The following is a 25,347-nucleotide window of genomic DNA, read 5'->3' as shown; positions in this document are numbered from 1 at the left end:
CGTGGACCATGTTAAACGGCAGATTGCTCAGCGGGTTCATGAATTCAGCAACGCTGAGCCAAAAACTGCTCCTGCCAATGGTTATTCTAACCATTCTTAGCGCCGCACTGACCGCGCTGATCGTGGTTCACCAGCATCGTTCGTTTCATGCGCTGGTCGAGGAAAGAACCCAGGATACCGTCAGCAGCGTAAAAGGGCGCTACAGGGAGCTTCGGCAGGAAGTAGTTGACATTGCGGGCATCTTGGCGGAAAACCCGACGGTAGAAAATGGGTTGCTTATCAACGAGCAATTCGATGTGCTTAACGCGATTAGTCGTTTTATCGGATACACGAAGAGTGACTTGATCAGCGTTTATGATCTGGATGGATATGCGTTTGCTCGCGGTGTGAGGCATAGCCACTTTGGCGATCAAGACGAATTAAGCGGCCTCGTCCGTGAGCTGATCGCGGGGGCCCGGCGCAGCCGTGAGGACGATTCGCAGGTCGGCATTATCCGATACCAGGATAGACCAACACTCATTTCGGCTAGGGTTGTACACGGCATCAGCGGGCCCGCAGGTGTGGTCATTGTCGGTCGTGAGCTTACGGAGGACGTACTCGCCGGCCTGCTCGTCGAGGAGCGGGACGTCTTGGCTCTCATGGCTGGCGACTCAACCGTGGCCTCGACTCTTTCCGATGCCACGTCGGATAACCCTGTCGCGGCACACACGGTCAAAACCGTGCTGGCCGAGACACAGTTAAACGGCAAGGATCCGTTGAATCTTAACCTGTTCATTGACGAACAGGCGGCATTCGCATGGTTCTGGAAAACTCCGCTCGGCATCATCATGGTTATGGCGACTGCTGCCCTCGCCTCCGTAATAAGCACCGCATTCTACGTATTCCATTCGGTCGTGCGTCCGGTACGACACCTAACTAACGTTGCCGAAAGGCAGGTTTCTGGTGATCTGTCAGCAAAGACCACGCTTCAAACAGGGGATGAGCTGGGTCGGCTGGGGCAAATACTCAATGTTCTTACCGCCAACTTGCAGCGCATTCTTCAGCAACAACGGGATATGATCGAAGATCGCGAGGTCGCGAATCAGGCACTGGCCAAGGGGCAGGCCCAGCTTCGGGAATTGATCGCGAGTGTACCCTACCCCGTTGCAATAACGCGGAAATCAGATAGTGAGGTGTTACTGTCCAATGTCAGTTTTTCCTCGACACTTGGATTACAGGGGTCAGCCAACCGCCGGGTCTACTTCGACGCCTACTTCAAGGAAAAGCGGGAGCTAAACGAATTACTTGACTTAGTTAACCAATCGGGACATGTCAGAAATTTCGAGGCAACCCTACGGTTGTGGAAAGAGGAAGAAATACGCGTTCTTTTCTCGATGCGCTCGTTCGAATTTCAGGGGCAGCAAGCGATACTTAATGCGTTTGTTGACATAACGGAAAGAAAGAAAATCGAAATGGAAATTCGAAATCTCAATTTGGAACTGGAACAGCGGGTAGAACGACGTACCGAGCAACTCCAACGGGAACTCAATGAGCGCAAACGGACCCAAGAGGAACTGGTACGGGCAAAGGATCAGGCGGAGAGGGCGAATGCCTCAAAATCCCGTTTCCTGACTGCCGCGAGCCACGATCTTAGACAACCCGTTCATGCCATGAGTCTCATGGCTGAGAACTTGGCTCATAAAGTTCCGCCTGGCCATTTATCGGAGGACGTTGAAAAAATCGTGTTATGCCTTGATTCGCTCAGGGAGATGTTCGCGAAAATATTTGATATCGCGAAACTGGATGCTGGTGGGATTGTACCAGAGGTCACGGATGTTCCCGTCTCAAGCGTGCTGGAGAGAGTCGCCAGCGAATACGCTGCGGTCGCCTCTGATCTGGGGCTTGAACTGCGGGTGGCAAAATCCACGGCCGTCATTCGCAGTGATCCGTACCTGCTGTATCGGATTCTAACCAATCTTGTCTCTAATGCGCTTGAAAACACCAGGGAAGGCGGCGTGCTTATCGGCTGTCGCAGGCGTAAAGATGGTGTATCCATGCAAGTGTGGGACACCGGGATCGGCATTCGCGAGGGAGAAATAAAGCTTCTTTTCAAAGAGTTCTACCGGGCCAAGGGTAACAGAAATAAGGAAGGTGCCACGAAACTTGGGCCCGGTATAGGGCTTGGTCTGTCGATCGTCGAACACGTTTCGAATCTTCTTTCTCATCCGGTCGAGGTGGTATCAGACCGTGGACGGTTGACGATGTTTGGGGTGCAGCTCCCCTATGGAAACCCCGCCGCCGTCGCCACCCGAGAACAAGCCGACTCCGCTGCGATTGACGTAGCCCTGGAGAATTCAACCATATTCGTTGTCGACGACAACCCTCTCGCCCTACAGGCCGTTACCCAGACAATGAAAGTTTGGGGATGCAGAGTCGTTGCGGCCGATTCATTCGAAGCGGCAGTCCGGATGCTCGAGGACGGGACTGTCAATCCCGATGTCTGCGTCTTCGACTATCTTTTGGAGCGGGGCGAGACGGGCACGCACCTGATTCGAGTCGCCAATGGTTTGATCGGACGCAAGCTCCCGGCCGTTATTCTCTCAGGCATCTACAGCCAGCAAATGGAAAACGAAGCCCTCGTTAATGGAATTAACGTTCTTCACAAGCCCGTGCAGGCGAGTCAGTTGTACGCCGCCATATCGGAGAGTCTCCGGAAGCCCGCAACAGCACGGCGTACGCCAGAAAAAATCGAGGCGGAACATGATTGATGCTCCGATCGCTTGACCGTGGGCCGGAACACGATGTTGGTGGACTTTCTCCCTCTGCAGTGGAAACGCCGGCGCTCCAGCCCTCTCCTGCCCCGTCATTAATGCGTTCGCAGTGGTTCCGAGGTAAGTGTGAGCGGAAATCCTATTCAACCGTCATGGTCCGCGATGATGGCGCCGAGGGCCTGCATCGCCTCCTCTTTGCGCTGCGACCAGCCGTGACCGTAGTTCAGGCGCAGCCTGTTCCGGAACCCGCGATGCGCCGAGAACATGGGGCCTGGGCTCACGCTGATTCCCGCCTCCATGGCCCGCCGATGCACCTCGACGCTGTTGGTCTCGGTCGGCAATTCCAGCCAAAGGAAATAGCCGCCGTCCGGGCAGGTCACGCGGCAGCCGGACGGGAAATAGCGGTTGATCGCGGTCAACATGGCGTGTTGCTGGCTCGCCAGCGCATGCCGCAACCGCCGGAGATGCCGCTCGTATCCGCCCCGCTCCAGATACGTCACCAGCGCCGCCTGGGCGGGGATTGTTGCCGATAGCGTGGTTATCAGCTTGCGTTGCCGCACCTGCCGGGTATAGCGCCCGGGGGCGGCCCAACCGACTCGAAATCCTGGCGCCAGGCATTTTGAGAAGGAAGAGCAATGCAGTACCAGGTCCTCGGTGTCGAAGGCCTTGGCGGGCGGAGGACGTTCGCCGCGCAGGAAGAGCTCGCCATAGACATCGTCCTCGATCAGCGGCACCTGGCATCGATTCAATAATTCCACCAGGGCCCGCTTATTCTCTTCGGGCATGAGGCTGCCCAGGGGATTCTGGAAGTTGGTCATGAACCAGCAGGCACGGATGGGATGCCGTTTCAGCGCCTGTTCAAGGGCGTCGACCTTGACCCCGTACCTGGGGTCGGTGGGAATCTCCACGACGCGCAGGGAATGCGCCTCAATAGCCTGTAGGGCGCCGTAAAAGGTCGGGGACTCGACGGCGACGATATCGCCCGGGCTGGTAACCGCCTGCAGGCACAAGTTCAAGCCCTCGAGCGCGCCCGAAGTAATGACGATGCCCTCTTGGTTGATGGTACAGCCGCTGTCCAGGTAACGACGGGAGATCAGGCGGCGCAGTTGCCGGTTACCTGGCGGAAGATCCTCCACGGTTCGCCATGGATCCAGCGTCCGTATTGCCCGGCTCATGGCATGGGACAGCTGCCGAAGGGGGAACAGGAGCGGCGACGGAAATGCGGACCCGAATGGAACCACATGCCGGTCCTTGGCCGCCTCCAGAATGCGGAAGACAAGTTCGCTCACATCCACCGGTGTGGACAAGCTGCCCGGTTGGTAGGTTTCGGGCACCGGAAACAGTTCCTTCGCCTGGCTGGCGACGAAGTAACCGGACCGGGCGCGAGCCTCCACGATACCTTTGTCCTCCAGGACACCGTAGGCTTGGAGCACGGTCCCCGGACTGATCGAGCGGCTCCGGGCAAGCTGGCGGATTGACGGCAGGCGTTCGCCCGGCCTTAACACCTCGCTTTCGATAAGGCGGACCAGATCGTCAACCAATTTTTCGTAGAGCTTCATCAAGCGGGCTTCACAGCTGTTTGGTCAGTTTGGCAAGGGCATCTGTTACATAGTCTTAATGCAAGAACTGTATCTGTTACAAGCAGCGCTCCCACCGTAGAGTCCTGATACCGGCGTGGTGAATCGCCGCGCGACCGTCCCCTTGCAAGGCTCACTAGATATGGTCGCCTTGCCCGTCTTCATCCATTGGCTCTGGAAAAAGGGGCGGTAGGTTTCGCCACGATAATCGGGGGCGGACACGCTTGCAGATGGTTCCGCCCCGCGGAGCAAGCACCGGAGATCAGCGATGCAAGAGAAGCGACGCCCTACGTTCTGGCAGTACCTGCTAAGCATTCTGGCGGCTGCTTTCGGCGTACAGAGTCAGGCCGCCCGGGAGCGGGACTTTACTTACGGCAACCCCCGAGTATTCATCTTCGGGGGCATTCTTTTCACCCTGACATTCATCGGCATTCTTGCGCTGGTGGTGTTTCTGGTCGTGCCGTAATGCACCGGGGCGCCACAGCGATCAGGTGTTGAGTCCTTATTCCGGGCCATTCCGTTGTTCCGCTTGCCATCCCCCGCCCAACGCCTTGAACAAGGTGGCGGTTGCGGCCAGGCGGTCGCGGATCGCCTGATTGAGGCCTAGCTCTGCCTCCAGCAAGGTACGTTCGGCATCCAGCACGTCCAGCAGGCCGATCAAGCCTTCATCGTACTGCAGCCGTGCCAGATCCCGGGCTTCTCTGACGGCGGTAACCTGGGCCTCGATTGCCTGTACCCGTTCCTCGGCGGCGTCGTAGAGGACCAGTCCATCACGGACCTCGCGGAACGCCTGGTTGACGGTATTGCTGTAGCGGGTCTCCGCCTGATCGCGCAGTGATTCGGCGGTTGCAATCCTTGCCTGGCCACGACCGAAATCCAGCACCGGCCCGGCGACTGAGGCGCCGATGCCCCAGGTTTCCGCCGAGGTGCTGAATAGGTCGCTGGTCGTGGTCGCCGCCGTACCCAGAAAGCCCATCAGGTTGAGGCGTGGTAGGCGGTCTGCCTCAGCGACTCCGATGTCCGCGGTGGCTGCCATCAGCTCCGCCTCGGCAGCCCGGACGTCCGGTCTTCGCCGGAGGATCTCCGACGGCAACTCGGCTGGTATCGACTCGGGCAGCCGCAGGTCCGCCAGCGCGCCCTGCTCCAGCGCGATATCCGCAAGCAATTCGGCGGGCGATAGGCCTACCAGGTCACCGAGCACACTTTCCTGCAGGCGTAGCTGCTCGCGCAGGCCGGGAATCTGAGCGCGCGTGGTCTCGAGCTGGGCACGTGCCTGACGCACGGCGAGGGCATCGGCCTCTCCACCCGCATAGCGGATTTCCTCGAGTTCGAGGGCCCGTTCCCGAGAGGCAACGGTGCGCTCGGCGATGGCGAGTTGATCCTGCGCGCTGCGCAGATTGACGTAGCCGATAACGACATCGGCAATCACCGCCAGGCGCACGGCCTCGTGACCGAACAGGGATTGCTGCAGAAAGGCTTCGGCGGCCTCCTGTTGCCTGGAGAGCCGCCCCCACAAATCGACCTCGTAGCCAAGAACGCCGGTTATCGAAAAAAGATTCCGCGGATCGCTGAGCCCGAAGCCGTCATCATCGATGCCCAGTTCCGCCGCAGAGGGACGGCTGCGCATGGCCTCGGCCTGGGCGTCCAGCGTGGGCAGCCGGTTGGCGTCGGCGAGCCCGAGTCGGGCGCGGGATTCCTGCACCCGCTGGACTTGAAGTCGAATATCAAGATTGTCGTCCAGGGCCCTGGCAACCAGTGCATTCAGTGCCGGGTCCTCGTAGCGAGTCCACCAGTCCTGCCATTCTTCCTGTTCCGCCTCGCTGAGCAGCGTGTGCTCGGGCCAGTCGGACGGCAGATCCGCTTCCGGCGCCTCGTAGTCCGGGCCCACGGCACAGCCGGCCAGCAGACCGGTGACCAGGGCCAGGTTTATCCAGTTACGCGGCATCGCCCTGCTCCTTCCTTGCCTTGCGCTCGTTGCGCCATGTGGCGAGATCCTCGAACAGCTTGTAGAACAGCGGCACGAAGAGCAGTGCCAGCGTACTGGCGGCGAGCATGCCGCCGACTGCGGCGGTACCGATTTCCTGCCGGCTGGCGGCGCCGGCACCGGTGGCAAAGACCAGCGGCAGCGTGCCAATGATGAAGGTCATTGCGGTCATGATAATGGCCCGGAAACGCTGTCGGGCCGCCGCCATCGCGGCATCGGTGGAGCTCATTCCGGTGGCACGGTTCTGGGCCGCGAATTCGACGATCAGGATCGCGTTCTTGGCCGCCAGACCGATCAGCACCAGCAAGGCCACCTGGAAGTAGATGTCGTTCGGAAAGCCGCGGATCAGCGCGAGCATGGCCGCGCCGAACACACCAAACGGCACCGCGGTCGCGACCGCCAGCGGCAGGGTCAGGCGCTCATACTGGGCGGCCAGGATCAGGAACACCATCAGCAGGCCCAGGGCGAAGGCCGCGCCGCCGGCGCCGGCCGCCACATCCAGCTGATAGGCCTCGCCGATCCAGCCGAAGACCGTGTCCTGCTCGGTGTCCAGTTCGGCGACCACCGCTTCAAGTGCGGCCTTGGCCTCTGCCGAGGTATACCCGGGTGCCGGGTCACCGAGAATCTGAGCCGACTGATACAGGTTGAAACGGTCCAGCAGGTCCGCCCCGCTCTGCCGGTCCAGGCTGACCAGGGAACTCAATGGCACCATGTCGCCGCTGTCCGAGCGCACGAAGACATGGCGGATGTCTTCGGGCTGGCCGCGGAATTCCGCCTCGGACTGCATGTTCACGCGCCAGAGCCGCCCCTGATACGTGAAATCATTGACATAGAAGGCACCAAAGGTGCTCTGCATGGTTTCGAAGATGCGGTCGATCGGTACATCCAGCGCCTTCGCCTTTTCCCGGTCGACTTCAGCGTTGTAGCGCGGGATGCTGGCGTCCAATGATGTCTGCACATTGGTCAGCTCGGGGCGTGCATTGGCCCGTTCGACGACGTCGTTGGCGAGCGTACTGACTTCCTGAATCGTGGCATCCCCGCGCACCTGCAGGTAGCCCTCGACGCCACCGGTGAGCGACATGCCCTGAATCGGCGGCAGCAGGAAGGAAAAGATGTTGGCGCCACTGATCTCCGCACCGGCCGCCATGATGCGTCCGGTCAGCGCCTGGGCATGTTGCTCGGGCGCAGGTCGCTCCGACCAGTCCGTGAAATTGACGAACCCGACCAAGGAGTTGGTGCGTAGACTTGCGGCGATAATGTCGAAGCCGGCAAAGGCGGTGAACTCCTCCACCTCGTCGATCTCCAGCAATGCCTCGGTCAACTGTTGCCGCACGTCCTCGGTGCGCGGCAACGAGGACGTCGGCGGCAACTGGCCGGCAACCAGCGCCAGGCCCTGATCTTCCTGCGGCACCAGCCCGGAAGGCATGCGTTCCAGCAACAGCACGGTGCCGACGCAAAAGCCGAGGAACAGGGTCAGGCCGACGATCCAGCGTCGGATCAGGAATCCGACCGTGGCCACGAAACCGCGGGTCAGGTACTCGAAGCCGGCATTGAACCAGGCGAAGGGTTTCGACACGGTGTGCTTCTGCTTGTCCAGCAAAAGCGCGCACATGGCCGGGGTCAGGGTCAGGGCCACCACGCCGGAGACTACCACCGAGACGGCAATGGTCACCGCGAACTGTCGGTAGAGCTCACCACTGAGGCCGCCAAGGAAGGCGACCGGCGCGAACACTGCCACCAGAACCAGGGTTGAGGCCACCACCGCGCCGGCCACCTGTTGCATGGTTTCAACTGCGGCATCGCGCGCCTTGAGCCCCTTCTCCTTTATCAGGCGCTCGACGTTCTCCATCACGATAATCGCGTTGTCGACCACGATGCCGATTGCCAGCACCAGGCCGAACAGCGTCAGCAGATTGATCGAGAAGCCGAGTGCCTGCATGCCGGCAAACGTGCCGATCAACGACACCGGGATGGCCACCACCGGAATCAGCGTGGCGCGCAGATGTTGCAGGAACAGGAAGGTCACCAGCACCACCAGCCCGATCGCCACCAGCAGGGTAATGACCACCTCGCGAATGGAGATCTCGACAAACTCGGTGGTGTCGTAGGCGATGGTGTATTCCAGGCCTTCGGGAAATCGCTCGCTGATGCCCTTCAGCGCCTGACGGACCTCGTTGGCGGTGTCCAGCGCGTTGGCGCCCGGTTGCAGATAGATGCCGATGGGTACTGTGGGTTCGCCGTTGTATGTGGCGGAGAAGTTGTAATCCTGCGCACCGAGTTCGGCGCGGGCGACGTCGCCCAGGCGCAATGTGCCGCCGTCCTCGTCGGACCGCAGGATGATCCGTTCAAACTCCCCGGTGTCATCCAGTTGTCCCCGCGTGGTGACGGCGAAGGTAAATGCCTGACCCTCGCTGGAGGGCTCGGCGCCGATGCGGCCGGCGGCGAACTGGGCATTCTGCTCGCGCAGTGCCGCGGCAATATCGCTGGGTGTCAGATCGTACTGCGCCATCTTGTCCGGTCGCAGCCAGATACGCATGGCGTAGTCCTGGGCACCGAACAGCGCCGCATCACCAACGCCCGGCAGGCGGACCAGCTCGTCGAGGACATTCAGCAGCGCATAGTTGCCGATGAACAGCGAGTCGTAGCGGCCGTCCGGCGAGCTCAACACCGGGACCAGCAGGATGTTGGTGGAGCGCGCCTCGACCCGAACCCCCTGGTCACGGACCGCCTGCGGCAGGCGTGGCAGCGCGGCCTGGACCCGGTTGTTGACGTTGATCGTCGCCTGGTCCGGATCGGTGCCCAGCTCGAAGGAAACAGTGACGCGCAGCGAGCCGGCGTCGGTACTGGTCGACTCCATGTAGATCATGTCGTCGACGCCGTTAATCTCCTGCTCAAGCGGCGCGGCGACGGACTCTGCAATCACCTCGGAGCTGGCGCCAGGATAATTCGCCTCGACCACGATTTCCGGGGGCACCACATCGGGATACTGCTCAATGGGCAGGGTCTGCAGCGCCGCCCCGCCGGCGAGCAGGATGATGAACGAGATGACGGAGGCGAAGATCGGCCGGTCAATGAAGAAACGCAGCATCTCAGTCCGCCTCCCGGACCTGCACCGGGGCGCCGTCCGACAGGGCAACCTGGCCGTCGACCACCAGGCGATCGCCGTCACTCAATCCGCTGAGTACAAGCTGGCGGCCATCGATCAGCGAGCCCAGTTCGATATCGACCTGGCGGGCCTTGTCGTCGCCATCAACCAGGAAAACGGTGGGTCCGTTCGGTCCCTCTCCGACTGCCTCGGCTGGGATCAGGTAGACGTCTTCGAGTCGCTGCAGGATCAGGCGCACACGCACGAACTGACCGGGAATCAGGCCGCCATCCGCATTCGGCACCACGGCGCGGGACTGAACGCTGCCGGTGCGCGCATCGATGGTGCTGTCGGTGAAGTCCACGGTGCCGCGTTCGTCGTACCAACTGCCATCCGGCAGTCGCACACGGGCGCTGTATTCATGCTCGCCGGTGCCACTCATTGCACGACGAGCAACCCGCTGCACCGCGGCATCGTTTTCCGGCAGCGAAAAACGGATGTGTACCGGATCGTGCTGGGTCACACGGGTGAGCAGTGCGTTGCGATCAATCAGGCTGCCTTCCGGCACTGTTTCCAGATCAGTGGCACCGGTGACTGGAGCGACGACCTCGGTATACCGCAGGTTACGCTGGGCATCCGCCACCGCTGCCTCGCGAATCGCCAGTCGTGCGCGGGCCAGATCACGGTTGATCTCGGCCTCGTCCCGCTGTCGCTGGCTGACCGCATCCTGCTCGAACAGGCGTGAAATGCGCTGCCACTCGCGGTTGGCCAGTTCCAGGTTGGCCGCCGCGTCGTCACGTTCGGCACGGGCACCACGGAGCGCAATCTCGAACGGCTCCGGATCGATGCGAAACAGCGGATCACCCTTCTCCACGCGCTGGCCCTCCTGGTACAGGCGCTCCTCAAGGATGCCCTCGACCCGCGCACGGACTTCCACTTCCCTCGAGCCCCGAACGCGGCCGGCATAGTCGCTTTCCACCTCGACGGACTCGGAGGACAGTTTCATGACCGCAACGGAGACGCTGCGTTGTTCTGCCTGTGGGTCGGCGGCGGTTTCGTCATTGCCATTCATGCATGCGCTGAGAGCAACGACGGCCGTCAGCACCAGGCCAATAATGGCCGAGTACTGCGCGGTGGTCCTTTGGCGTGCCGGGTGTGTCATGATTTGCCCTGCTCCGTTCGTTAATTCTTGCCGGCGGGAGTTGCCCCGTCAGGTGCTGTCCTTCGGGGCGGCGCGAAGGATGCCGTGCAGCATGATGTCGAACAGCTCCTGAAAGCCGTCCTCCAGCGAGCCCGCGTTCGGCTCCGCGGTCCGGGACAGGATGAAGCCGTACAGCATGCGGCTGACAAGGCGATTGACGGCCTCGGCATCGTTTACCCGCAGCCGCCCTTCCTGCATCAACTGCCGCCACAAAGCCAGCCAATGGTCCCGGTGCTCATCCACGTAGAGGAAATACAGCGGCGTCTCCTGGTCGCGAAACTCTGCTCGCTCCTGAATGAACAATTCGATGGTCTGCGGATGCTGGTCGAAGTAAGCCAGGTAGGCGCGGGTTGCGGCACGAAAGCGTTGCATCGGTTCGGTCAGATGATCCGATGCGGTCCGGACTTCGTGCCGTAACAGGTCAAGGCAATGGCGGAGCGCCGCGCGAAACAAAGCTTCCTTGTTGACGAAGTAGCGATAGACCGTGCCCTTGCCGACACCAGCCGTGTCGGCAATCAACTGGACATCCACGCCCCGGTAGCCATGTGCCGCGAAGCAGCTTGCGGCCGCCTCCAGGATTTCCGATTCGCGCACCGCCGCCGGCTTGTGCACCCGTTTTGCCATCACACCCATCCCAAACCTCCAAAACGGACTGACCAGTCCGTCCGTGAGCGGGGAAGGCTAGACGCTAGCGAAGCGAAGGTCAAGTCAGGCCGACAGGCACCGGAAGGAACTGGGAGATCAGCTTGCCTGAAACGCCTGGGGCGGTAATTCGCGGATTATTTCACTCCCTTCCTCCCGCCTTAGCAGGAGCTGCGCATCCACCAGTTCGTCCAGCAGTGCATCCGCTTCCGACTCCGAGATTTCGAAGTAAGCCGGCATGTGTTCGCGCACCTGCTCAACACCGCCGCGGGCACCAGCCTGATAAATCGTCGCCTTCAGGTAGATCATCATGAAGGCGAGGGATGCCTTGCTGGAAACTCCGGACTCGAACAACACCCAGCCGCTGATACTTTTCGGCACCAGGGCCAGTGTCTGGCCGTCAATCAACTCCGCAAGCGGCGACTGGCTGCTGGAACCCGTCTCCGGTGGCTCGTTTGTCGATTCATGCCACATCCGATGCGCTCTCCTATGCTTCAATGTGAGTGAAAACGGCCGCCGGGACAGCAGTTGCCGGTCCCGGAAGGTGTTTTCTCGTAATTCGTGGCACGCATTATTCCCGATTGCCACCAGGCTGAGAAGGAAACCTGCCAGTCCCGCTGGCCAGGGAACGCTGAATTATTCGCACGCCTGCGTTTGGGAATAAATCAGTGTTTCCTTGAGAAAAAGGAGGTTCCGCAATGACGGATATACGCACCCTGATCATTGGTTGCGACGGCTCTGAACATGCCCTTGTCGCTGCCCGCTACGCGTCCACGCTGGCTCGCTCGACCGGGGCCTCAGTGAAGCTGGTCCACGTATTTCCCCGGACAGCGCTGGACCTGATCGGCATGCACGGTCCCTCGGCGGCGATGGTTGGCATCGACCCGTTCGATCAGGAGACCTTCACCCGGCTCAGTGATGACGCGGCGGCACAGGCGTTCGATCTGGCGGCCGAACAACTCGATCCGGCGCTCGATGTCGAGCGTGTGCGTCTGGCGGGTGACCCGTCGACGGAGCTCGTGCGTTATGCAAAGGAAGCGGAGAGTCCGCTCGTCCTGCTCGGACACCGTGGCCTTGGTCGGATCAGTGGTGCGCTAATGGGCAGCGTGTCGCAACGCGTCATTCATCATGCCCCCTGCCCCGTCATGGTCATTCCCTGACTCGTCCGGGATTATTGATGCAGGTCGGCGCGCTTCTGTTGCCGACTTGCGTCCCATCCAGTTTCTAGACCTGGAAAGCTGGAGGCCAATTGCATCCGGAATTTCCCCAAGACCCTGACCTGGTCTATCTGAACCACGCCGGTGTGGGACCATGGCCAAAGCGCACGCGAGACGCAGTTATCCGGTTCTCAGACGAGAACATTCATCGCGGCGCGGCCGATTATCCCCGCTGGCTGGAGACCGAGAACGCCCTTCGCGAGCGCCTGGCGCGGTTGATCGGTGCGCATGCGCCTCACGATATTGCACTGGTGAAAAACACGTCAGAGGGGCTGTCGGTTATCGCCCATGGTCTGGATTGGCAGGCCGGCGATGAAGTGATCATCAACACCGAGGAGTTTCCGTCCAACCGCATCGTCTGGGAGTCCCTGCACCCCCGTGGTGTGCGGATACGTGACGTGGACACCCGGGGGGCGGACGATCCCGAGCAACGATTGATCGCGGCCATGGGGTCTCGCACCCGTCTTCTCAGCGTCAGCTCGGTCCAGTATGGCTCCGGGCGCCGGATGGACCTCGCGCGACTGGCAAGCGCCTGCAGAGAGCACCAGATTCTGTTATGCGTCGACGCAATCCAGAGCCTTGGCGCGCTGCAGTTCGATCTGGCCAGCGTTGCTGCCGATTTCGTGGTGGCCGATGGTCACAAGTGGATGTTGGCACCCGAGGGACTCGGCCTGCTTTACGTTCGCCCCGAACTGCGGGAGCGGCTGACCCTGCATCAGTTCGGTTGGCACATGGTCGAGCATGCCGGAGATTACGACCGTAAGGATTGGCAGCCTGCCCAGACAGCTCGGCGCTTCGAGTGTGGCAGCCCCAACATGCTGGCCACGCATGCCCTGGAGGCAAGTCTGTCGTTGTTGCAGGACGAGGTCGGCATGGCGGCAGTGGAGAGCAGGGTTCTTGCAAATACGGGCCATCTCTGTGATCGACTGCGGCAGGAGCCGGCGCTGGAGCTGTTGTCGGACCCGTCACCGGCGCGCCGCTCGGGTATCGTGGTTTTTCGCTCCCCGGGGCTGGATTCCGCAGTTCTGCATCGGCAGTTGATGCAGGCTGGTGTCATCTGCGCCAGGCGTGGTGGCGGCGTACGATTCGCGCCCCATTTCTATAACACGCCGGAGCAACTGGACCGCGCTTTAGATACCGCGCTCGCCGCCCTGCCCTGAAACCGCGACGCCGGAAAACGCTGCCCTGCGCGGCGGAGGCGGGAATCAATCAACGCTCCGCTAGGCAAAGGCTGATTTATTCGAACGCCTGCGTCGGAATCCGCATTTTTTCCGAGGCAAGGCGCGCTGCGCCCGAAGCGTAGGGTGCATTAAGCGCAGCGAATGCACGCAGTGTGATCCGTCACGGGCTCAAGGTTAAAGGTTCAAGGCACAAGGTTTTTTAAGACGGGTTCTGGCGAAGACGCTAGGCTTCGTAGGGTGCATTAAGCGTAGCGAATGCACGCGGCGTGATCCGTCACGATCGTGGCAAAAAGGCGCTCCCTTACCGCCGCCGCCAGTGCGCACCCCGGCTCTGGTTTGTCCGAACACCTTCCTTGTCCGAAAACCGTTTTCTCCCGCCAATAGATCACACTGCGTGGGTCCGCTTCGCTTGACTCACCCTACTCCTGGCATCGCCAGCACGGTAGTCTCAACAACGAACCACCGATCAGCGTCCTAGGGCTTACCGGGGACAACCTCATGAGACTCCACATCTAGAGACCGACGCCGAACAATTGACGGAAATTCTCGCTGGTCCGTTCGGCCAGCTCGGGCAAGGGCACGTCCCGCACCTCGGCCAGGCATTCGGCGACTTCGCGTACGAAGGCCGGCTGATTCTGACCGCCGCGGTGCGGTACCGGTGCAAGATACGGAGCATCCGTTTCCACCATGATCCGGTCCATTGGCAGCTTGCGGCTGACCTTGCGCAGACCGTGCGATTTCGGAAACGTGATGATGCCGCTCAGCGAGATGTAGAAGCCAAGATCCATAAAGGCCTTGGCCGAAGTCCAGTTCTCGGTGAAACAGTGGATCACGCCGCCGACGGCATCCGCGCCTTCTTCACGCAGTATGCGGATCGTGTCCTCGGCCGCCCCGCGGGTATGGATGATCAACGGCTTGCCGGCCAGTTTCGCGGCGCGAATCTGATCGCGGAAACGCTGGTGGTGCCATTCCCGGTCAGAGTCTTCGGTGCACAGGTAATCCAGTCCGGTCTCGCCGATTGCGACCACATGATCCGGGGCCGCCATTGCGGCCAGGGTCTCCGGTGACTCCATCCGCAGCTGACGGCCGCAGGGATGTACACCCACCGAGGTTGAAACCTGTGGATAGCGCGCGGCCATGTCCAGCAAGCCGTCGACCGAATCCAGATCCACCGACACCGTCAGGAAATGTCCGATACCGCGCTCGCGGGCCGCGTTCAGATAGATATCCGGGTGCGATTTCCCGGATTCCAGCATGTGCAGATGACAATGGGAATCGACCAGCATGGGCTGCATGGTGCCAGCTCCTGTGCGATGCATGAGCGGTGTATTACGGCCACGGCGGCTGCCGCAGCCCGGCGTTACATGGTGTGGGTCGGGCGATCACCTTCCAGCGCGCCGGCAAGGTAGCTCTCGATCCGGGTGCGGGCCTGATCACCGGTCTTATCGCTGAACTGAATGCCGATGCCCGCCGAGCGGTTGGCCTGTGCGCGGCGGGGGGTAATCCAGACCACGTTGCCAACCACCGGCAGCTTTTCCGCGTCATCCATCAACGTCAGCAGAATGAAAACCTCGTCACCAAGCTTGTATTCGCTGCCCGTGGGGACGAACAGCCCGCCGTTGCGGATAAATGGCATATAGGCGGCATAAAGGGCCTGTTTGTCCTTGATTGTCAGGGACAGAATTCCCTGACGACCACCAGTTGCCGCCACCTGTTCAGGCTGTGTCATAAGGCTTTCAGCTCTCTTGTGCCCTGCTGACGGACCGGCCCGCCGGTGCTGCAATGCCTCGCCAGCGCAACAACAGATCCTCGACCAGTAACCGCGGCTGCAACGCGCGGTCATTCAGTGCCCGCGTCTGGTACAGATAGTCAAGATACCCATAGGCCGCGTCGGGATCCAGTTTTAACTCGGCCAGGGCCGACGGCAACGTGTCGCCACCGGGCGCTGCCGACTGACGCTGGATCTGCTGCACGGTGACGATGAGCAGGTCCAGCAACAGTGGCAGATCCGGTGCCTGCCAGCTGTCCGCACAGGACTTAACCGAAGCCTTGCCCCGGCTGAGCGTGAGCAGCTGCTGCATCAGGGACCGGCGTAATTCCGCGGCGCCTTTCTCGTGCAGCGCCTGCGCTGCCAGTGGCGCCTGGCCGCAGGCCGGCAGCAGTGCCGCGGCCTCCGGCGCCCCGGCCGCCTGCAGCCATTGTGTTCCGACAGCGATCTCCGGTGCTGCGAAGCGCAGTTGCTGGCAGCGGCTGCGAACGGTCGGTGGCAGCCGTGCGGACTGATCGGCGAGCAACACCAGTACCGCCCCGGCCGGCGGCTCCTCCAGTGTCTTCAGCAGGCTGTTCGCGGCGCTGCGTGTCATATGATCCGCCTGGTGGACCAGCGCCAGACGGTAACCGCCATACTGGCTGCTCAGGCGAGTGAACTCCAGCAGCGACCGGATCGCGTCGATGCCCAGTTGCCGCTTGCCCTCCTCGACACCGATACGGAACAGGTCCGGATGTGCCTCACCGTGCAGCAAGAGACAGCCGCGACAGTGGCCGCAGGGGGCGCTATCGGCATCGCCGGATTCACACAGCAGCAAGGCGGCGAGCCAGCGGGCGAAGTCACGTTTACCAAGGCCGGCGATGCCGCAAAGCAGGATTGCATGCGGTACCCGTCCTGCCATCCAGGCACGACGGAGCCGCTCCGCCTGTTCGCGTTGCCATGGATAAGGCGCGGTCATTGGCGACTTTTCGCCTGCTGTCCGATCCATTGCTGCATGGTTTCCTGCAAGGCGTGTCGGACCTCCTCCAGCGGCTGCGCCGCATCGATGCAGCGGTACCGTGTCGGCTCGGCCTGTACCCGATCCAGATAGGCCTGTCGGATGCGCTGGAAGAAGACCGCATTCTCCGATTCGAAACGATCCGCAGGCTGGCCGCGGCCGGCGGCACGATCCAGTCCGGTGTCCGGCGGCAGATCCAGCAGTACGGTCAGGTCCGGGCGCATCGAACCCTGAACCCAGTGTTCGAGGATCGAGATCGCCTCCGATCCCAGTTGCCGCCCGGCACCCTGGTAGGCATAGCTCGCATCGGTAAAACGGTCGCAGAGTACCCAGTCGCCGCGTTGCAGGGCGGGTTCGATGACCTTGTCCAGATGCTCGGCCCGGGCCGCGAACATCAGCAGGGCTTCGGTTTTCGGGCTCATTGCCTGCTCGCTTGGCTGCAGCAGCAGGTGCCGAACCGATTCCCCGAGCGCTGTGCCACCCGGCTCGCGGGTCTTGACCACGGTATGTCCCGCCTGTTCCAGACAGGCCTGGATGACACCCATGGCGGTGCTTTTTCCCGCACCCTCAATGCCTTCCAGCGTGATGAAACGTCCCCGGCCCGGCATCAATCGCGACCCAGGATATAGCGGCGCACCGCCCGGCGGTGCTCATCGTAAGTGTCGGAAAAATAATGCGTCCCATCGCCACGGGAGACGAAGAACAGGGAACTCCCTTCGGCGGGGTTCATGGCCGCTTCCAGCGAGGCACGACCGGGCATTGCGATGGGGGTCGGCGGCAGGCCGTGCCGGGTGTAGGTGTTGTACGGGGTGTCGGTCTCCAGATCACTGCGCCGGATCCTGCCCTCGTAGGCGGATCCCATGCCATAGATGACGGTCGGGTCGGTCTGCAGGCGCATGCCCCGGCGCAGCCGCCGGACGAAAACACCGGCCACCTCGTCGCGCTCGGCGGCCTGGCCTGTCTCGCGTTCGATGATCGAGGCGAGGATCAGCCCCTCGTACGGACTCTCCAGCGGAACCGACTCGTCCCGCTCCGCCCACAGTTCTTCCAGGGTGTCCTGCATGGTCCGCAACGCGCGCCGCAGAAGCTGCTCGTCGGTGGTCCCACGGGGGAAATGATAGGTGTCGGGGAAGAACCAGCCCTCCGGGTGCTGGTCTTCAGCGCCAAGGCGGGCCATCACCTCCTCGTCGGACAGATCGTCCAGCGTGTTAAGCACGTGCGGATTCGCATTAATTGCGGCACGCAACTGATTGAATGTCCAGCCTTCGATAATCGTCAAACTGTATTGAATGACGCGACCGCGGACAATCTGCTCCAGCAGTTCAGCCGGTGTGACGCCGGCGGGAATCCGGTACTCACCGGCGCGCAGGCGGCCGGCGAGTTCCCGTTCGCGGGCAAGAAACTCGAAATACCACGGCCGATCGGCAAGCAGGCCGGCCTCGTCGAACGTGTCCCGTACCTCGCGGAACGAGCTGCCGCGCGGAATGTCGACCTCAAGGCCATCCGCTTCCTCATGCACCGGCCCGGCCAGCCACTGCTGGTAGTCCAGATACACGGCGCCGGCGGCAACCAGCCCCAGCACCAGGCCGCCGCCAAGGACGGTCAGAAGAAGTCGACGAATCATTCCGCTTTACTCCAGTGCGCTGGCGGTCGGAATCGGCGCCAGCCCTTGTTCGATGATGCGATTCTGCAACTGCCGGGACAACGGGCCCGTGCGGAATTCCTGCGCGTCCACCTGGCGGACCGGCCAGATCCCGATCACGCTGTTGCTGAGGAACAGCTCGTCGGCCTGCAGCCAGGTTTCCAGCGGCGCCGTCTCGACCTGTGATTCCACTCCCAGATCGACAGCCAGCTCCAGGATGCACTCGCGCATGATGCCTGCGACGCCACATTGTTCCAGGGATGGGGTCAGCAGCTTTCCGCGGCGCACGGCGAAGACATTGCTCATCGTGCCTTCGATCAGGTTGCCATCGGTGTCGCACATCAGCCCTTCGCTGATTTCTGGCGACGTCCATTCGGCGCGGGCGAGTACCTGTTCCAGCCGGTTGCCATGCTTGAGCCCGGCGAGAGCGGGTTGGCGGGCCAGCTGCATCTGACAGCAGCGAACGGCAACCCCTTCAGTCCAGAGATCAGCGGAATAGTCCGGATAGGGATGCAGACTCAGGATGCGCTGGCAGTTCGGTGCATCGGGGCGGCGGTAACCGCGTCCCCCTACCCCGGCGGTCAGCAACACCTTGAGCACGCCACGGGAGGTTCCGGCGCAGAGCTGTTCGGCCTCGGCGCGTAGCAGGGCCTGCTTCGGCTGGGGCAGTTTCAGGCGGGTCAGACCGTCCGTCAGGCGCCACCAGTGACGTTCCCACAGCAGTGGGCGGCCTTGCCGGACGGCGATGGTCTCGAACACGGCATCGCCGTACTGGGTCGCCCTGTCCGCAGCCGGTAGCGTCGCGCCGACTTCACCATTGATCAGGCTGCTCATGGACGCTCCGACGCTGGTGACCGCTTCAATCCAGCTTTCTGAATACCACGGTGCCGTTGGTACCGCCGAAACCGAAGGAATTGGAGAGCGCAACGCGAATCGGCATCTCCCTCGCCTGATCCGGCACGTAGTCGAGATCGCAGTCCGGGTCCGGGTCGGTGATATTGATGGTCGGCGGCGCGACCTGGTCGCGAATTGCAAGCAGCGAGAACACGGCCTCGACGCCGCCGGCCGCCCCCAGCAGGTGTCCGGTCATGGACTTGGTGGAACTGACCGGGACCTTGTAGGCGGCATCACCGAACAGATTCTTGACCGCCATGGTCTCGGCCTTGTCGCCCACCGGCGTGGATGTGCCGTGAGCGTTGATGTAGTCCACCTCGCTGCGATCGAGTCCGGCATCGTTCAGCGCATTGCGCATGCAACGCGCCGCACCATCACCGCCTTCCGAAGGCTGCGTCATGTGGTAGGCATCGCCGCTCATGCCGTAGCCGGCGACCTCGGCATAGATGGGGGCACCGCGCTTTTTCGCGTGCTCGTACTCTTCAAGCACCAGCACGCCGGCGCCGTCGCTCAGCACGAAGCCGTCACGGCCCTTGTCCCAGGGACGGCTGGCGCCCTCCGGATCATCATTGCGGCTGGAAAGCGCTCTTGCTGCGGCAAAGCCGCCGAGGCCCGTGGGCGTGGTCGAGAACTCGGCGCCGCCGGCGATCATCACATCCGCATCACCATAGGCAATCATGCGCCCGGCCTCGCCAATGTTGTGCGTGCCGGTGGTGCAGGCCGTGACGATGGAAATGTTCGGCCCCTTGATTCCGTGAATGATCGACAGATGGCCGGAAATCATGTTGATGATCGCGCCGGGAATGAAAAACGGGGACAGCTTGCGAGGACCGCCCTTCAGATAGGATTCGTGACCCTGCTCGATCCAGTTGATGCCGCCGATTCCCGAACCGACCGCGACGCCCACCCGTGCCGCATTGGCATCGGTGATTTCCAGGCCTGAATCGGCAATAGCCTGGCTGGCCGCCGCAATGCCGTAGTGGATGAACGGATCCATTTTCCGCGCATCCTTCGGATTGACGTAATCCTTCGCGTCGAAATCGCTGATGGTGCCGCCGAATCGGGTGGAAAAGGCGGAACAGTCGAAACGCGTAATTGGACCAATGCCGCTGCGGCCCGCGAGAATCGACTCCCAGGCCTGGGCAATGGTATTGCCGACCGGAGAAATAATCCCCATTCCCGTAACTACAACACGCCGTTTGCTCAAAAGCCTGTCTCCGCGCTTTTCCAAATCCATCAAACCTGAAAAGGGCATGCGACAGTGTCGATGCCCTTTTCAAATCGAGCAGCAAAAAGCCGCCATCAGATCATTTACTGATCCAGATGGTTGTTGACGTAGTCGATGGCCTGCTGGACCGTGGTGATTTTTTCCGCTTCCTCGTCGGGAATCTCGCACTCGAATTCTTCTTCCAGCGCCATAACCAGCTCGACGGTGTCCAGCGAATCGGCGCCCAGATCGTCGACAAACGAAGCTTCAGCGGTTACTTCCTCTTCCTTGACGCCAAGCTGTTCGACGACGATTTTTTTGACCCGTTCTTCAATGCTGCTCATGAGTTCCTGTCTCCTGCTGTGTAAACCGGCTGTTCGTTAATGCCGGCGTATTCTAAGAAAACGCGTGAAGCGTTACCACACGGCGCAAAAATCATGCTGGCGCCGCTGAATGATTGGGCCCGAGTCAGGGCATGAACATGCCGCCATTGACATGCATTGTCTCGCCAGTGATGTACTCCGCTACATCGGACGCCAGGAACGCAACCGCCGCTGCGATGTGTTCGGGGCGCCCCAATCTGCCCAAGGGAATCTGCCGCGTCAAATCCTCGCGCTGGCTGTCGGGGAGCCCGCGCGTCATGTCGGTATCGATGAACCCCGGTGCTACCGCATTGACGGTCACGCCACGGCTGCCAACCTCCCGCGCCAGAGACTTGCTCATGCCAAGCAGGCCGGCCTTGGCGGCAGCATAGTTGGTCTGTCCGGCATTACCGGTTGAACCGACCACGGAAGCAATGTTGATGATGCGGCCCCAGCGCGCCTTCATCATGCCGCGCAAGCAAGCGCGTGACAGCCGAAACACGGCGCTGAGGTTGGTGGCAATGATGTCCTCCCATTCCTCGTCCTTCATGCGCATCATCAGGTTGTCACGCGTGATGCCAGCATTGTTGACCAATACCAGTGGGGCACCATGGCGTTCGGTTATCTGCCCCAGCACGGCCTTGAGCTGGTCGGCATCGGTTACATCCAGCGCCATGCCCTCGCCTTCGGCGCCGGCGGCGGACAGGTAATCGGTGATGGCTGCGGCACCGCTTTCCGAGGTGGCCGTACCGACCACCCGGAAGCCCGCACCCGCGAGCGCAAGCGCGATCGCCTGTCCAATACCTCGACTGGCGCCGGTAACCAGTGCCAGGCGCTTCTCCTGATCAGTCATTAGCAGCTCCTTGCAGTGCCTTCTCCAAGCTAGCCGAGTCAACGATCGGCAGGCTGTTAAGGGAGCGGTCGATGCGCTTGCCCAGGCCCGAGAGGACTTTTCCGGGCCCGCATTCAATCAGCGTCCCGATCTGGTTTTTCGCCAGGTTCTGCACCGTCTCCACCCAGCGGACCGGACAATGCAGCTGCCGCGCGAGCCGGTCGCGAATGGCATCGGGGTCCTTGGCGGTCGCTGCGTCAACGTTGTGAAGTACCGGGGTGACCGGCATTGCAATCTGCACCGAGGCCAGGCGTTCGGCCAGGCGTTCGGATGCCGGGCGCATCAGTTCACAGTGGCTGGGCACGCTGACCGGCAGCGTCACGGCGCGCTTCGCGCCGGCTTCCCTGGCCGCCGCCACGGCGCGTTCCACGGCTGCCGCGCCGCCGGCGATCACCACCTGGCCGGGGGCGTTGAAATTGACGGCGTCAACCACCTCGCCGTTGGCTGCTGCGGCACAGACTTGGCGCACGGTGTCGTCATCGAGCCCGAGGATGGCGGCCATGGCGCCCTCGCCTGTCGGCACCGCGTCCTGCATGAAACGGCCACGTTCCGCCACCAGTTTCACCGCATCGGCGAAGGACAGGGCCTCCGCACAGACCAGCGCGGTGTATTCGCCCAGTGAATGGCCGGCCATCCACAGTGGCGTCGCTCCCCCCTGGTCCTGCCAGACCCGCCAGACGGCAACGCCCGCAGTCAACATTGCGGGCTGGGTCAGGTCGGTCCGGTTCAGTTCATCTTCCGGACCGTCCTGGACCAGTGTCCAGAGGTCCAGTTCCAGTGCATCGGATGCCTCGGCAAAGGTGCGCTGCACCAGCGGGTGGGCAGCCGCCAGATCGGCGAGCATGCCCAGCGATTGCGAGCCCTGGCCGGGAAAGACAAACGCGGTTTTGCTCATAGTCTCAGCCCCTTCCGTGTTCAGTAGCGAATCAGGGCCGAGCCCCAGGTGAAGCCGCCACCAAATGCTTCCAGCAACAATAGATCGCCGGGGCGGATGCGTCCGTCCCGGACGGCGGTATCGAGGGCCAGCGGGATTGACGCGGCCGAGGTGTTGCCATGCTTCTGAACGGTCTGAACCACCCGCTCCATCGGCAACCCCAGTTTGCGGGCCGTGGCCTGGATGATTCGAATATTTGCCTGATGTGGCACCAGCCAGTCGACGTCGGCCTTGGCCAGGCCGTTCGCCGCCAGCGTCTCGTCGACAATCCGCCCCAGCGTGCGCACCGCAACCTTGAAGACCTCGTTTCCGCGCATGGAGACCGTTCCCGACGCCGCGTTAAGCCGGTCATAACCCTGACCCACGCCCCAGTCCACCTTGAGCAGATCCTCGTACTGGCCGTCGGCATGCAGATGCGTGGACAGGACGCCGGGCTGTTCCGACTGCTCGAGTACCACGGCACCGGCACCGTCACCGAATAGCACGCAGGTTGAACGGTCATCCCAGTCGATGATGCGGCTGAAGGTTTCGGCGCCGATGACAAGCGCGCGCCGCGCGCCACCGGTCAGCAAAAAGCGATTGGCGACATCCAGTGCATAGACGAAGCCGGAGCAGGCCGCCGACAGGTCGAATGCGATGCTGCCCTCGCGCATGCCAAGCCCGCGCTGGACCAGGCAGGCAGTACTCGGGAACACCCGGTCCGGCGTGCAGGTGCCGAGCACCAGCAGATCGATCTCGTCGGCCGTGAGGTCTGCCATCTCCAAAGCCCGGCGAGCGGCGGCGAGCGCGAGGTCCGAGCACAGTTCATGGTCGGCCGCAATGCGCCGCTCGGCGATTCCGGTCCGGTCCCGAATCCAGGTGTCGCTGGTTTCGACACGCGCCTCCAGTTCGGCGTTGGTCATGACTCTCGCGGGCAGATAGCTGCCGGTGCCGGTGATGCGCGAGTACTTCACGGCGCTTGCCTTTCCGAAAACATGTCGTCGATGGACTGATCGATCAGGGTCGGGACGCCCTTCTCGACCTCCAGGATTGCGGTTTCGATGGCCGTGGCGAAGGCGATCCGGTCGGCGCCCCCATGGCTTTTCACGACGATGCCGCGCAGCCCCAGAAGACTTGCGCCATTGTAACGCCTCGGATCCGTTCTCCGGCGCAGGCGCTTCAGCACCGGCATGGCGACCAGGCCGGCCAGTCGTGTCAGCAGATTCCGCTGGAACTCCTCACGCAGATAATGCGTGATCAGCGAGGCCACACCCTCCGAGCTCTTCAGCGCTACATTGCCGACAAAACCATCGCAGACAACCAGATCAACCGTTCCCTGAAAGACGTCGTCGCCTTCCACATAGCCCTGATAGTTCAAGTCGCTGGCCGCCAGTATCCGCGCCGCCTGCTTGACCTGATCATTTCCCTTGATTTCTTCCTCGCCGATGTTCAGCAGGCCAACCCGTGGCCTCGCGGTGCCGTCCAGCGCTTCGGCGAGTACCGCGCCCATCACTGCAAACTGGAACAGGTGCTCGGCAGAGCAATCGACGTTGGCCCCGAGGTCAAGCATCCGGGTATAGCCGCCGCGGCAGGGAATGGTGGTGATGATCGCCGGCCGATCGATACCCGGCAGCGTTTTCAGCACGTACCGCGCGGTGGCCATCAGCGCGCCCGTGTTGCCGGCGCTGACGCAGGCATCGGCGATGCCTTGCTTGACGCAATCGATCGCCACCCGCATCGACGAGTCCTTCTTTAGCCGTAGTGCCTGGGACGGTGATTCGTCCATGGCAATGGCCTGTGACGCATGGCGCACGATCAACCGCTCCGACTCGGGCCGACCGGCGGTTTCCAGCGCCTCGCGAATCCGGCTTTCATCACCGACAAGGATCAGCCTCAGGTTATCCGGATGACGCTGTAGACAGCGCAATGCGGCAGGAACCACCACGTCAACGCCGTGATCGCCGCCCATGGCATCAAGCGCGATGGTGACTGAATTTTCCTGCGGCACAGGCAAGGCCATGCATGCTCCTGAAGGTGGCGCGTCCCTGTCGTGATCACGTTCGGTACGACACGCCGGACGAGACAAACCGACAAGCCCGACAGCCTTGGATCCTGCGGTTCGGCGAGACATATGCTCGCGCGAAATCGGCGCCAGGTGCCCCGGCATCGGTATCAGCTGCACCGATGCCGCTGCGCCGGGAAAAGGGTCTTATTCGTCGTCGTTTTCGGCCGAGGCGATAACCTGCCGGCCACGGTAGAAACCGTCCGGGCTGATGTGGTGGCGCCGGTGCGTCTCCCCGGTCTTCTGTTCGACCGACAGTGTCGGACCGGTCAGGGCATCGTGGGCGCGACGCATACCGCGCTTGGAACGGGTCTTGCGATTTTGTTGAACAGCCATTGTGTCTGTACTCCGGGTAAAGGTAACTCGCTGGCGTCTATTGCTGTTTCTTCAGCGCCGCCAGAACATCGAAGGGTCGTTCGGTATCGGCCGCGCCGGATTCAGTCGCCCCCTCGCTCTTGAATTCCATCGTTCCGGGAACGCATTCCGTCGCATTCTCCGAATGCATTGGCACCACTGGAAGCGCCAGCAACAATTCGTCTTCGACCAGGTCCGACAGCCGATAACGGTCGTCACCGACGAGCAACGGTTCCAGTTCGTGCGGCAAGCGCTCTGCCTCGCTTTCCGAGCGAACGACGCCGAGCGATACCGGCACCAGCAGTTCCAGCTCGGCCGGTCGCAGGCACCGCTGGCAACGCATCCTTACCCGCGCTTCCACCTGCCCGACGACCTGGCCGTGGCAGTCCTGATGACGGTCGAATTGCAGTGCCACCCGGACTTCGCCACTCTGGTCCAGCAGTGCCTCACCGAGACGTCGCATAATCGCGAGCGGCAGGCGGCCATTCAGTCTCCCGCCTGCCGCGGCAAGCCGGAACGGATCGATGAATGCGGGCAGGCCACGGCCGGTCATAAGCCGCGCATACTAGCCCTGCGTCCGATGGCTGTCAAAATGGCGTCAATGGGCGAATAGCACACT

24 protein-coding genes are annotated in these 25,347 nt (G+C 62.1%); 4 read left to right on the top strand and 20 right to left on the bottom strand.

Annotated features, from left to right (window positions below):
- The first annotated feature begins 8 nt into the window (after positions 1–8).
- Positions 9–2,747 (top strand): ATP-binding protein, encoded by a 2,739-nt coding sequence (locus M0534_RS09270; protein WP_248568141.1) that lies wholly within the window; start codon positions 9–11, stop codon positions 2,745–2,747.
- Positions 2,748–2,893: 146 nt separating this feature from the next.
- On the opposite strand, the gene M0534_RS09265 is transcribed toward M0534_RS09270, so the two are convergent.
- On the bottom strand, positions 2,894–4,309 hold the full coding sequence (locus M0534_RS09265; protein WP_248568140.1) for an aminotransferase-like domain-containing protein: 1,416 nt from the start codon (positions 4,307–4,309) through the stop codon (positions 2,894–2,896).
- A 286-nt stretch (positions 4,310–4,595) separates the two neighbouring features.
- Between M0534_RS09265 and M0534_RS09260 the strand changes: the two genes are divergently transcribed.
- Positions 4,596–4,793: a DUF2970 domain-containing protein gene (locus M0534_RS09260; RefSeq protein WP_248568139.1), complete on the top strand. Its 198-nt coding sequence runs from the start codon at positions 4,596–4,598 to the stop codon at positions 4,791–4,793.
- A 36-nt stretch (positions 4,794–4,829) separates the two neighbouring features.
- Here M0534_RS09260 and M0534_RS09255 read toward each other — a convergent pair whose 3' ends face one another.
- The 5 genes from M0534_RS09255 to M0534_RS09235 all read right to left on the bottom strand — a co-directional run bounded on the left by M0534_RS09255 (position 4,830) and on the right by M0534_RS09235 (position 11,713).
- Entirely contained in the window at positions 4,830–6,272 is a 1,443-nt protein-coding gene (locus tag M0534_RS09255) for an efflux transporter outer membrane subunit (RefSeq protein WP_248568138.1), read from the bottom strand.
- On the bottom strand, positions 6,262–9,399 hold the full coding sequence (locus tag M0534_RS09250; RefSeq protein WP_248568137.1) for an efflux RND transporter permease subunit: 3,138 nt from the start codon (positions 9,397–9,399) through the stop codon (positions 6,262–6,264). Before M0534_RS09250 ends, M0534_RS09255 begins: the two co-directional genes overlap by 11 nt.
- Before the next feature lies 1 nt (position 9,400).
- Positions 9,401–10,558 carry an efflux RND transporter periplasmic adaptor subunit gene (locus tag M0534_RS09245; RefSeq protein WP_248568136.1) on the bottom strand — a complete coding sequence of 386 codons (1,158 nt, stop codon included), beginning with the start codon at positions 10,556–10,558 and terminating at the stop codon, positions 9,401–9,403.
- Positions 10,559–10,606: 48 nt separating this feature from the next.
- Positions 10,607–11,230, bottom strand: coding sequence for a TetR/AcrR family transcriptional regulator (locus M0534_RS09240; RefSeq protein WP_248568135.1), 624 nt, complete (start codon positions 11,228–11,230; stop codon positions 10,607–10,609).
- 108 nt (positions 11,231–11,338) lie between these two features.
- Entirely contained in the window at positions 11,339–11,713 is a 375-nt protein-coding gene (locus tag M0534_RS09235; RefSeq protein ID WP_248568134.1) for a hypothetical protein, read from the bottom strand.
- 224 nt (positions 11,714–11,937) lie between these two features.
- Here M0534_RS09235 and M0534_RS09230 point away from each other — a divergent pair, with 224 nt between their 5' ends.
- Complete coding sequence (locus tag M0534_RS09230; RefSeq protein WP_248568133.1) at positions 11,938–12,399, top strand: universal stress protein; 462 nt, start codon at positions 11,938–11,940, stop codon at positions 12,397–12,399.
- 89 nt (positions 12,400–12,488) lie between these two features.
- Positions 12,489–13,616, top strand: coding sequence for an aminotransferase class V-fold PLP-dependent enzyme (locus M0534_RS09225; protein ID WP_248568132.1), 1,128 nt, complete (start codon positions 12,489–12,491; stop codon positions 13,614–13,616).
- 533 nt (positions 13,617–14,149) lie between these two features.
- Here M0534_RS09225 and M0534_RS09220 read toward each other — a convergent pair.
- The 14 genes from M0534_RS09220 to M0534_RS09155 form a co-directional block, all read right to left on the bottom strand.
- Positions 14,150–14,932, bottom strand: coding sequence for a TatD family hydrolase (locus M0534_RS09220; protein WP_345894715.1), 783 nt, complete (start codon positions 14,930–14,932; stop codon positions 14,150–14,152).
- Positions 14,933–14,997: 65 nt separating this feature from the next.
- On the bottom strand, positions 14,998–15,366 hold the full coding sequence (locus M0534_RS09215) for a PilZ domain-containing protein (RefSeq protein WP_248568131.1): 369 nt from the start codon (positions 15,364–15,366) through the stop codon (positions 14,998–15,000).
- A gap of 7 nt (positions 15,367–15,373) precedes the next feature.
- Positions 15,374–16,393, bottom strand: coding sequence for a DNA polymerase III subunit delta' (gene holB, locus M0534_RS09210; RefSeq protein ID WP_248568130.1), 1,020 nt, complete (start codon positions 16,391–16,393; stop codon positions 15,374–15,376).
- Positions 16,360–17,010 (bottom strand): dTMP kinase, encoded by a 651-nt coding sequence (tmk, locus tag M0534_RS09205; protein ID WP_248568129.1) that lies wholly within the window; start codon positions 17,008–17,010, stop codon positions 16,360–16,362. Before tmk ends, holB begins: the two co-directional genes overlap by 34 nt.
- The gene (gene mltG, locus M0534_RS09200; RefSeq protein ID WP_248568128.1) at positions 17,010–18,026 is read right to left on the bottom strand and encodes an endolytic transglycosylase MltG; all 1,017 of its coding nucleotides are present in this window, start codon (positions 18,024–18,026) and stop codon (positions 17,010–17,012) included. The genes tmk and mltG overlap by 1 nt, the downstream gene beginning before the upstream one ends.
- 6 nt (positions 18,027–18,032) lie before the next feature.
- Positions 18,033–18,878 carry an aminodeoxychorismate lyase gene (pabC, locus tag M0534_RS09195; RefSeq protein WP_248568127.1) on the bottom strand — a complete coding sequence of 282 codons (846 nt, stop codon included), beginning with the start codon at positions 18,876–18,878 and terminating at the stop codon, positions 18,033–18,035.
- Between the two features lie 25 nt (positions 18,879–18,903).
- Positions 18,904–20,145: a beta-ketoacyl-ACP synthase II gene (gene fabF / locus M0534_RS09190; protein WP_248568126.1), complete on the bottom strand. Its 1,242-nt coding sequence runs from the start codon at positions 20,143–20,145 to the stop codon at positions 18,904–18,906.
- A gap of 104 nt (positions 20,146–20,249) precedes the next feature.
- Entirely contained in the window at positions 20,250–20,489 is a 240-nt protein-coding gene (gene acpP / locus M0534_RS09185; RefSeq protein WP_248568125.1) for an acyl carrier protein, read from the bottom strand.
- A gap of 124 nt (positions 20,490–20,613) precedes the next feature.
- A complete protein-coding gene (gene fabG / locus M0534_RS09180; RefSeq protein ID WP_248568124.1) occupies positions 20,614–21,360 on the bottom strand; it encodes a 3-oxoacyl-ACP reductase FabG in 747 nt (248 codons plus the stop codon).
- The gene (gene fabD / locus M0534_RS09175) at positions 21,353–22,294 is read right to left on the bottom strand and encodes an ACP S-malonyltransferase (RefSeq protein ID WP_248568123.1); all 942 of its coding nucleotides are present in this window, start codon (positions 22,292–22,294) and stop codon (positions 21,353–21,355) included. Before fabD ends, fabG begins: the two co-directional genes overlap by 8 nt.
- 20 nt (positions 22,295–22,314) lie before the next feature.
- Positions 22,315–23,286 (bottom strand): beta-ketoacyl-ACP synthase III, encoded by a 972-nt coding sequence (locus M0534_RS09170; RefSeq protein ID WP_345894714.1) that lies wholly within the window; start codon positions 23,284–23,286, stop codon positions 22,315–22,317.
- Positions 23,283–24,332 (bottom strand): phosphate acyltransferase PlsX, encoded by a 1,050-nt coding sequence (plsX, locus tag M0534_RS09165; RefSeq protein ID WP_248568122.1) that lies wholly within the window; start codon positions 24,330–24,332, stop codon positions 23,283–23,285. Before plsX ends, M0534_RS09170 begins: the two co-directional genes overlap by 4 nt.
- 189 nt (positions 24,333–24,521) lie before the next feature.
- Positions 24,522–24,710 carry a 50S ribosomal protein L32 gene (rpmF, locus tag M0534_RS09160; RefSeq protein ID WP_248568121.1) on the bottom strand — a complete coding sequence of 63 codons (189 nt, stop codon included), beginning with the start codon at positions 24,708–24,710 and terminating at the stop codon, positions 24,522–24,524.
- Between the two features lie 37 nt (positions 24,711–24,747).
- Positions 24,748–25,281: a YceD family protein gene (locus M0534_RS09155; RefSeq protein WP_248568120.1), complete on the bottom strand. Its 534-nt coding sequence runs from the start codon at positions 25,279–25,281 to the stop codon at positions 24,748–24,750.
- Between the last annotated feature and the right edge of the window lie 66 nt (positions 25,282–25,347).

Origin of the sequence: Methylonatrum kenyense, from assembly GCF_023195885.1 — a bacterium.
GTDB lineage: Bacteria > Pseudomonadota > Gammaproteobacteria > Nitrococcales > Aquisalimonadaceae > Methylonatrum > Methylonatrum kenyense.
This window is presented reverse-complemented; position numbering and strand designations above follow the sequence as displayed.

Excerpts from the sequence above, each read along its gene's own strand:
- M0534_RS09270 (WP_248568141.1), top strand. The coding sequence starts at position 9 with ATGTTAAACGGCAGATTGCTCAGCGGGTTCATGAATTCAGCAACGCTG.
- M0534_RS09265 (WP_248568140.1), bottom strand. The coding sequence starts at position 4,309 with ATGAAGCTCTACGAAAAATTGGTTGACGATCTGGTCCGCCTTATCGAA.
- M0534_RS09260 (WP_248568139.1), top strand. The coding sequence starts at position 4,596 with ATGCAAGAGAAGCGACGCCCTACGTTCTGGCAGTACCTGCTAAGCATT.
- M0534_RS09255 (WP_248568138.1), bottom strand. The coding sequence starts at position 6,272 with ATGCCGCGTAACTGGATAAACCTGGCCCTGGTCACCGGTCTGCTGGCC.
- M0534_RS09250 (WP_248568137.1), bottom strand. The coding sequence starts at position 9,399 with ATGCTGCGTTTCTTCATTGACCGGCCGATCTTCGCCTCCGTCATCTCG.
- M0534_RS09245 (WP_248568136.1), bottom strand. The coding sequence starts at position 10,558 with ATGACACACCCGGCACGCCAAAGGACCACCGCGCAGTACTCGGCCATT.
- M0534_RS09240 (WP_248568135.1), bottom strand. The coding sequence starts at position 11,230 with ATGGGTGTGATGGCAAAACGGGTGCACAAGCCGGCGGCGGTGCGCGAA.
- M0534_RS09235 (WP_248568134.1), bottom strand. The coding sequence starts at position 11,713 with ATGTGGCATGAATCGACAAACGAGCCACCGGAGACGGGTTCCAGCAGC.
- M0534_RS09230 (WP_248568133.1), top strand. The coding sequence starts at position 11,938 with ATGACGGATATACGCACCCTGATCATTGGTTGCGACGGCTCTGAACAT.
- M0534_RS09220 (WP_345894715.1), bottom strand. The coding sequence starts at position 14,932 with ATGCAGCCCATGCTGGTCGATTCCCATTGTCATCTGCACATGCTGGAA.
- M0534_RS09215 (WP_248568131.1), bottom strand. The coding sequence starts at position 15,366 with ATGACACAGCCTGAACAGGTGGCGGCAACTGGTGGTCGTCAGGGAATT.
- holB (WP_248568130.1), bottom strand. The coding sequence starts at position 16,393 with ATGGATCGGACAGCAGGCGAAAAGTCGCCAATGACCGCGCCTTATCCA.
- tmk (WP_248568129.1), bottom strand. The coding sequence starts at position 17,010 with ATGCCGGGCCGGGGACGTTTCATCACGCTGGAAGGCATTGAGGGTGCG.
- mltG (WP_248568128.1), bottom strand. The coding sequence starts at position 18,026 with ATGATTCGTCGACTTCTTCTGACCGTCCTTGGCGGCGGCCTGGTGCTG.
- pabC (WP_248568127.1), bottom strand. The coding sequence starts at position 18,878 with ATGAGCAGCCTGATCAATGGTGAAGTCGGCGCGACGCTACCGGCTGCG.
- acpP (WP_248568125.1), bottom strand. The coding sequence starts at position 20,489 with ATGAGCAGCATTGAAGAACGGGTCAAAAAAATCGTCGTCGAACAGCTT.
- fabG (WP_248568124.1), bottom strand. The coding sequence starts at position 21,360 with ATGACTGATCAGGAGAAGCGCCTGGCACTGGTTACCGGCGCCAGTCGA.
- fabD (WP_248568123.1), bottom strand. The coding sequence starts at position 22,294 with ATGAGCAAAACCGCGTTTGTCTTTCCCGGCCAGGGCTCGCAATCGCTG.
- plsX (WP_248568122.1), bottom strand. The coding sequence starts at position 24,332 with ATGGCCTTGCCTGTGCCGCAGGAAAATTCAGTCACCATCGCGCTTGAT.
- rpmF (WP_248568121.1), bottom strand. The coding sequence starts at position 24,710 with ATGGCTGTTCAACAAAATCGCAAGACCCGTTCCAAGCGCGGTATGCGT.
- M0534_RS09155 (WP_248568120.1), bottom strand. The coding sequence starts at position 25,281 with ATGACCGGCCGTGGCCTGCCCGCATTCATCGATCCGTTCCGGCTTGCC.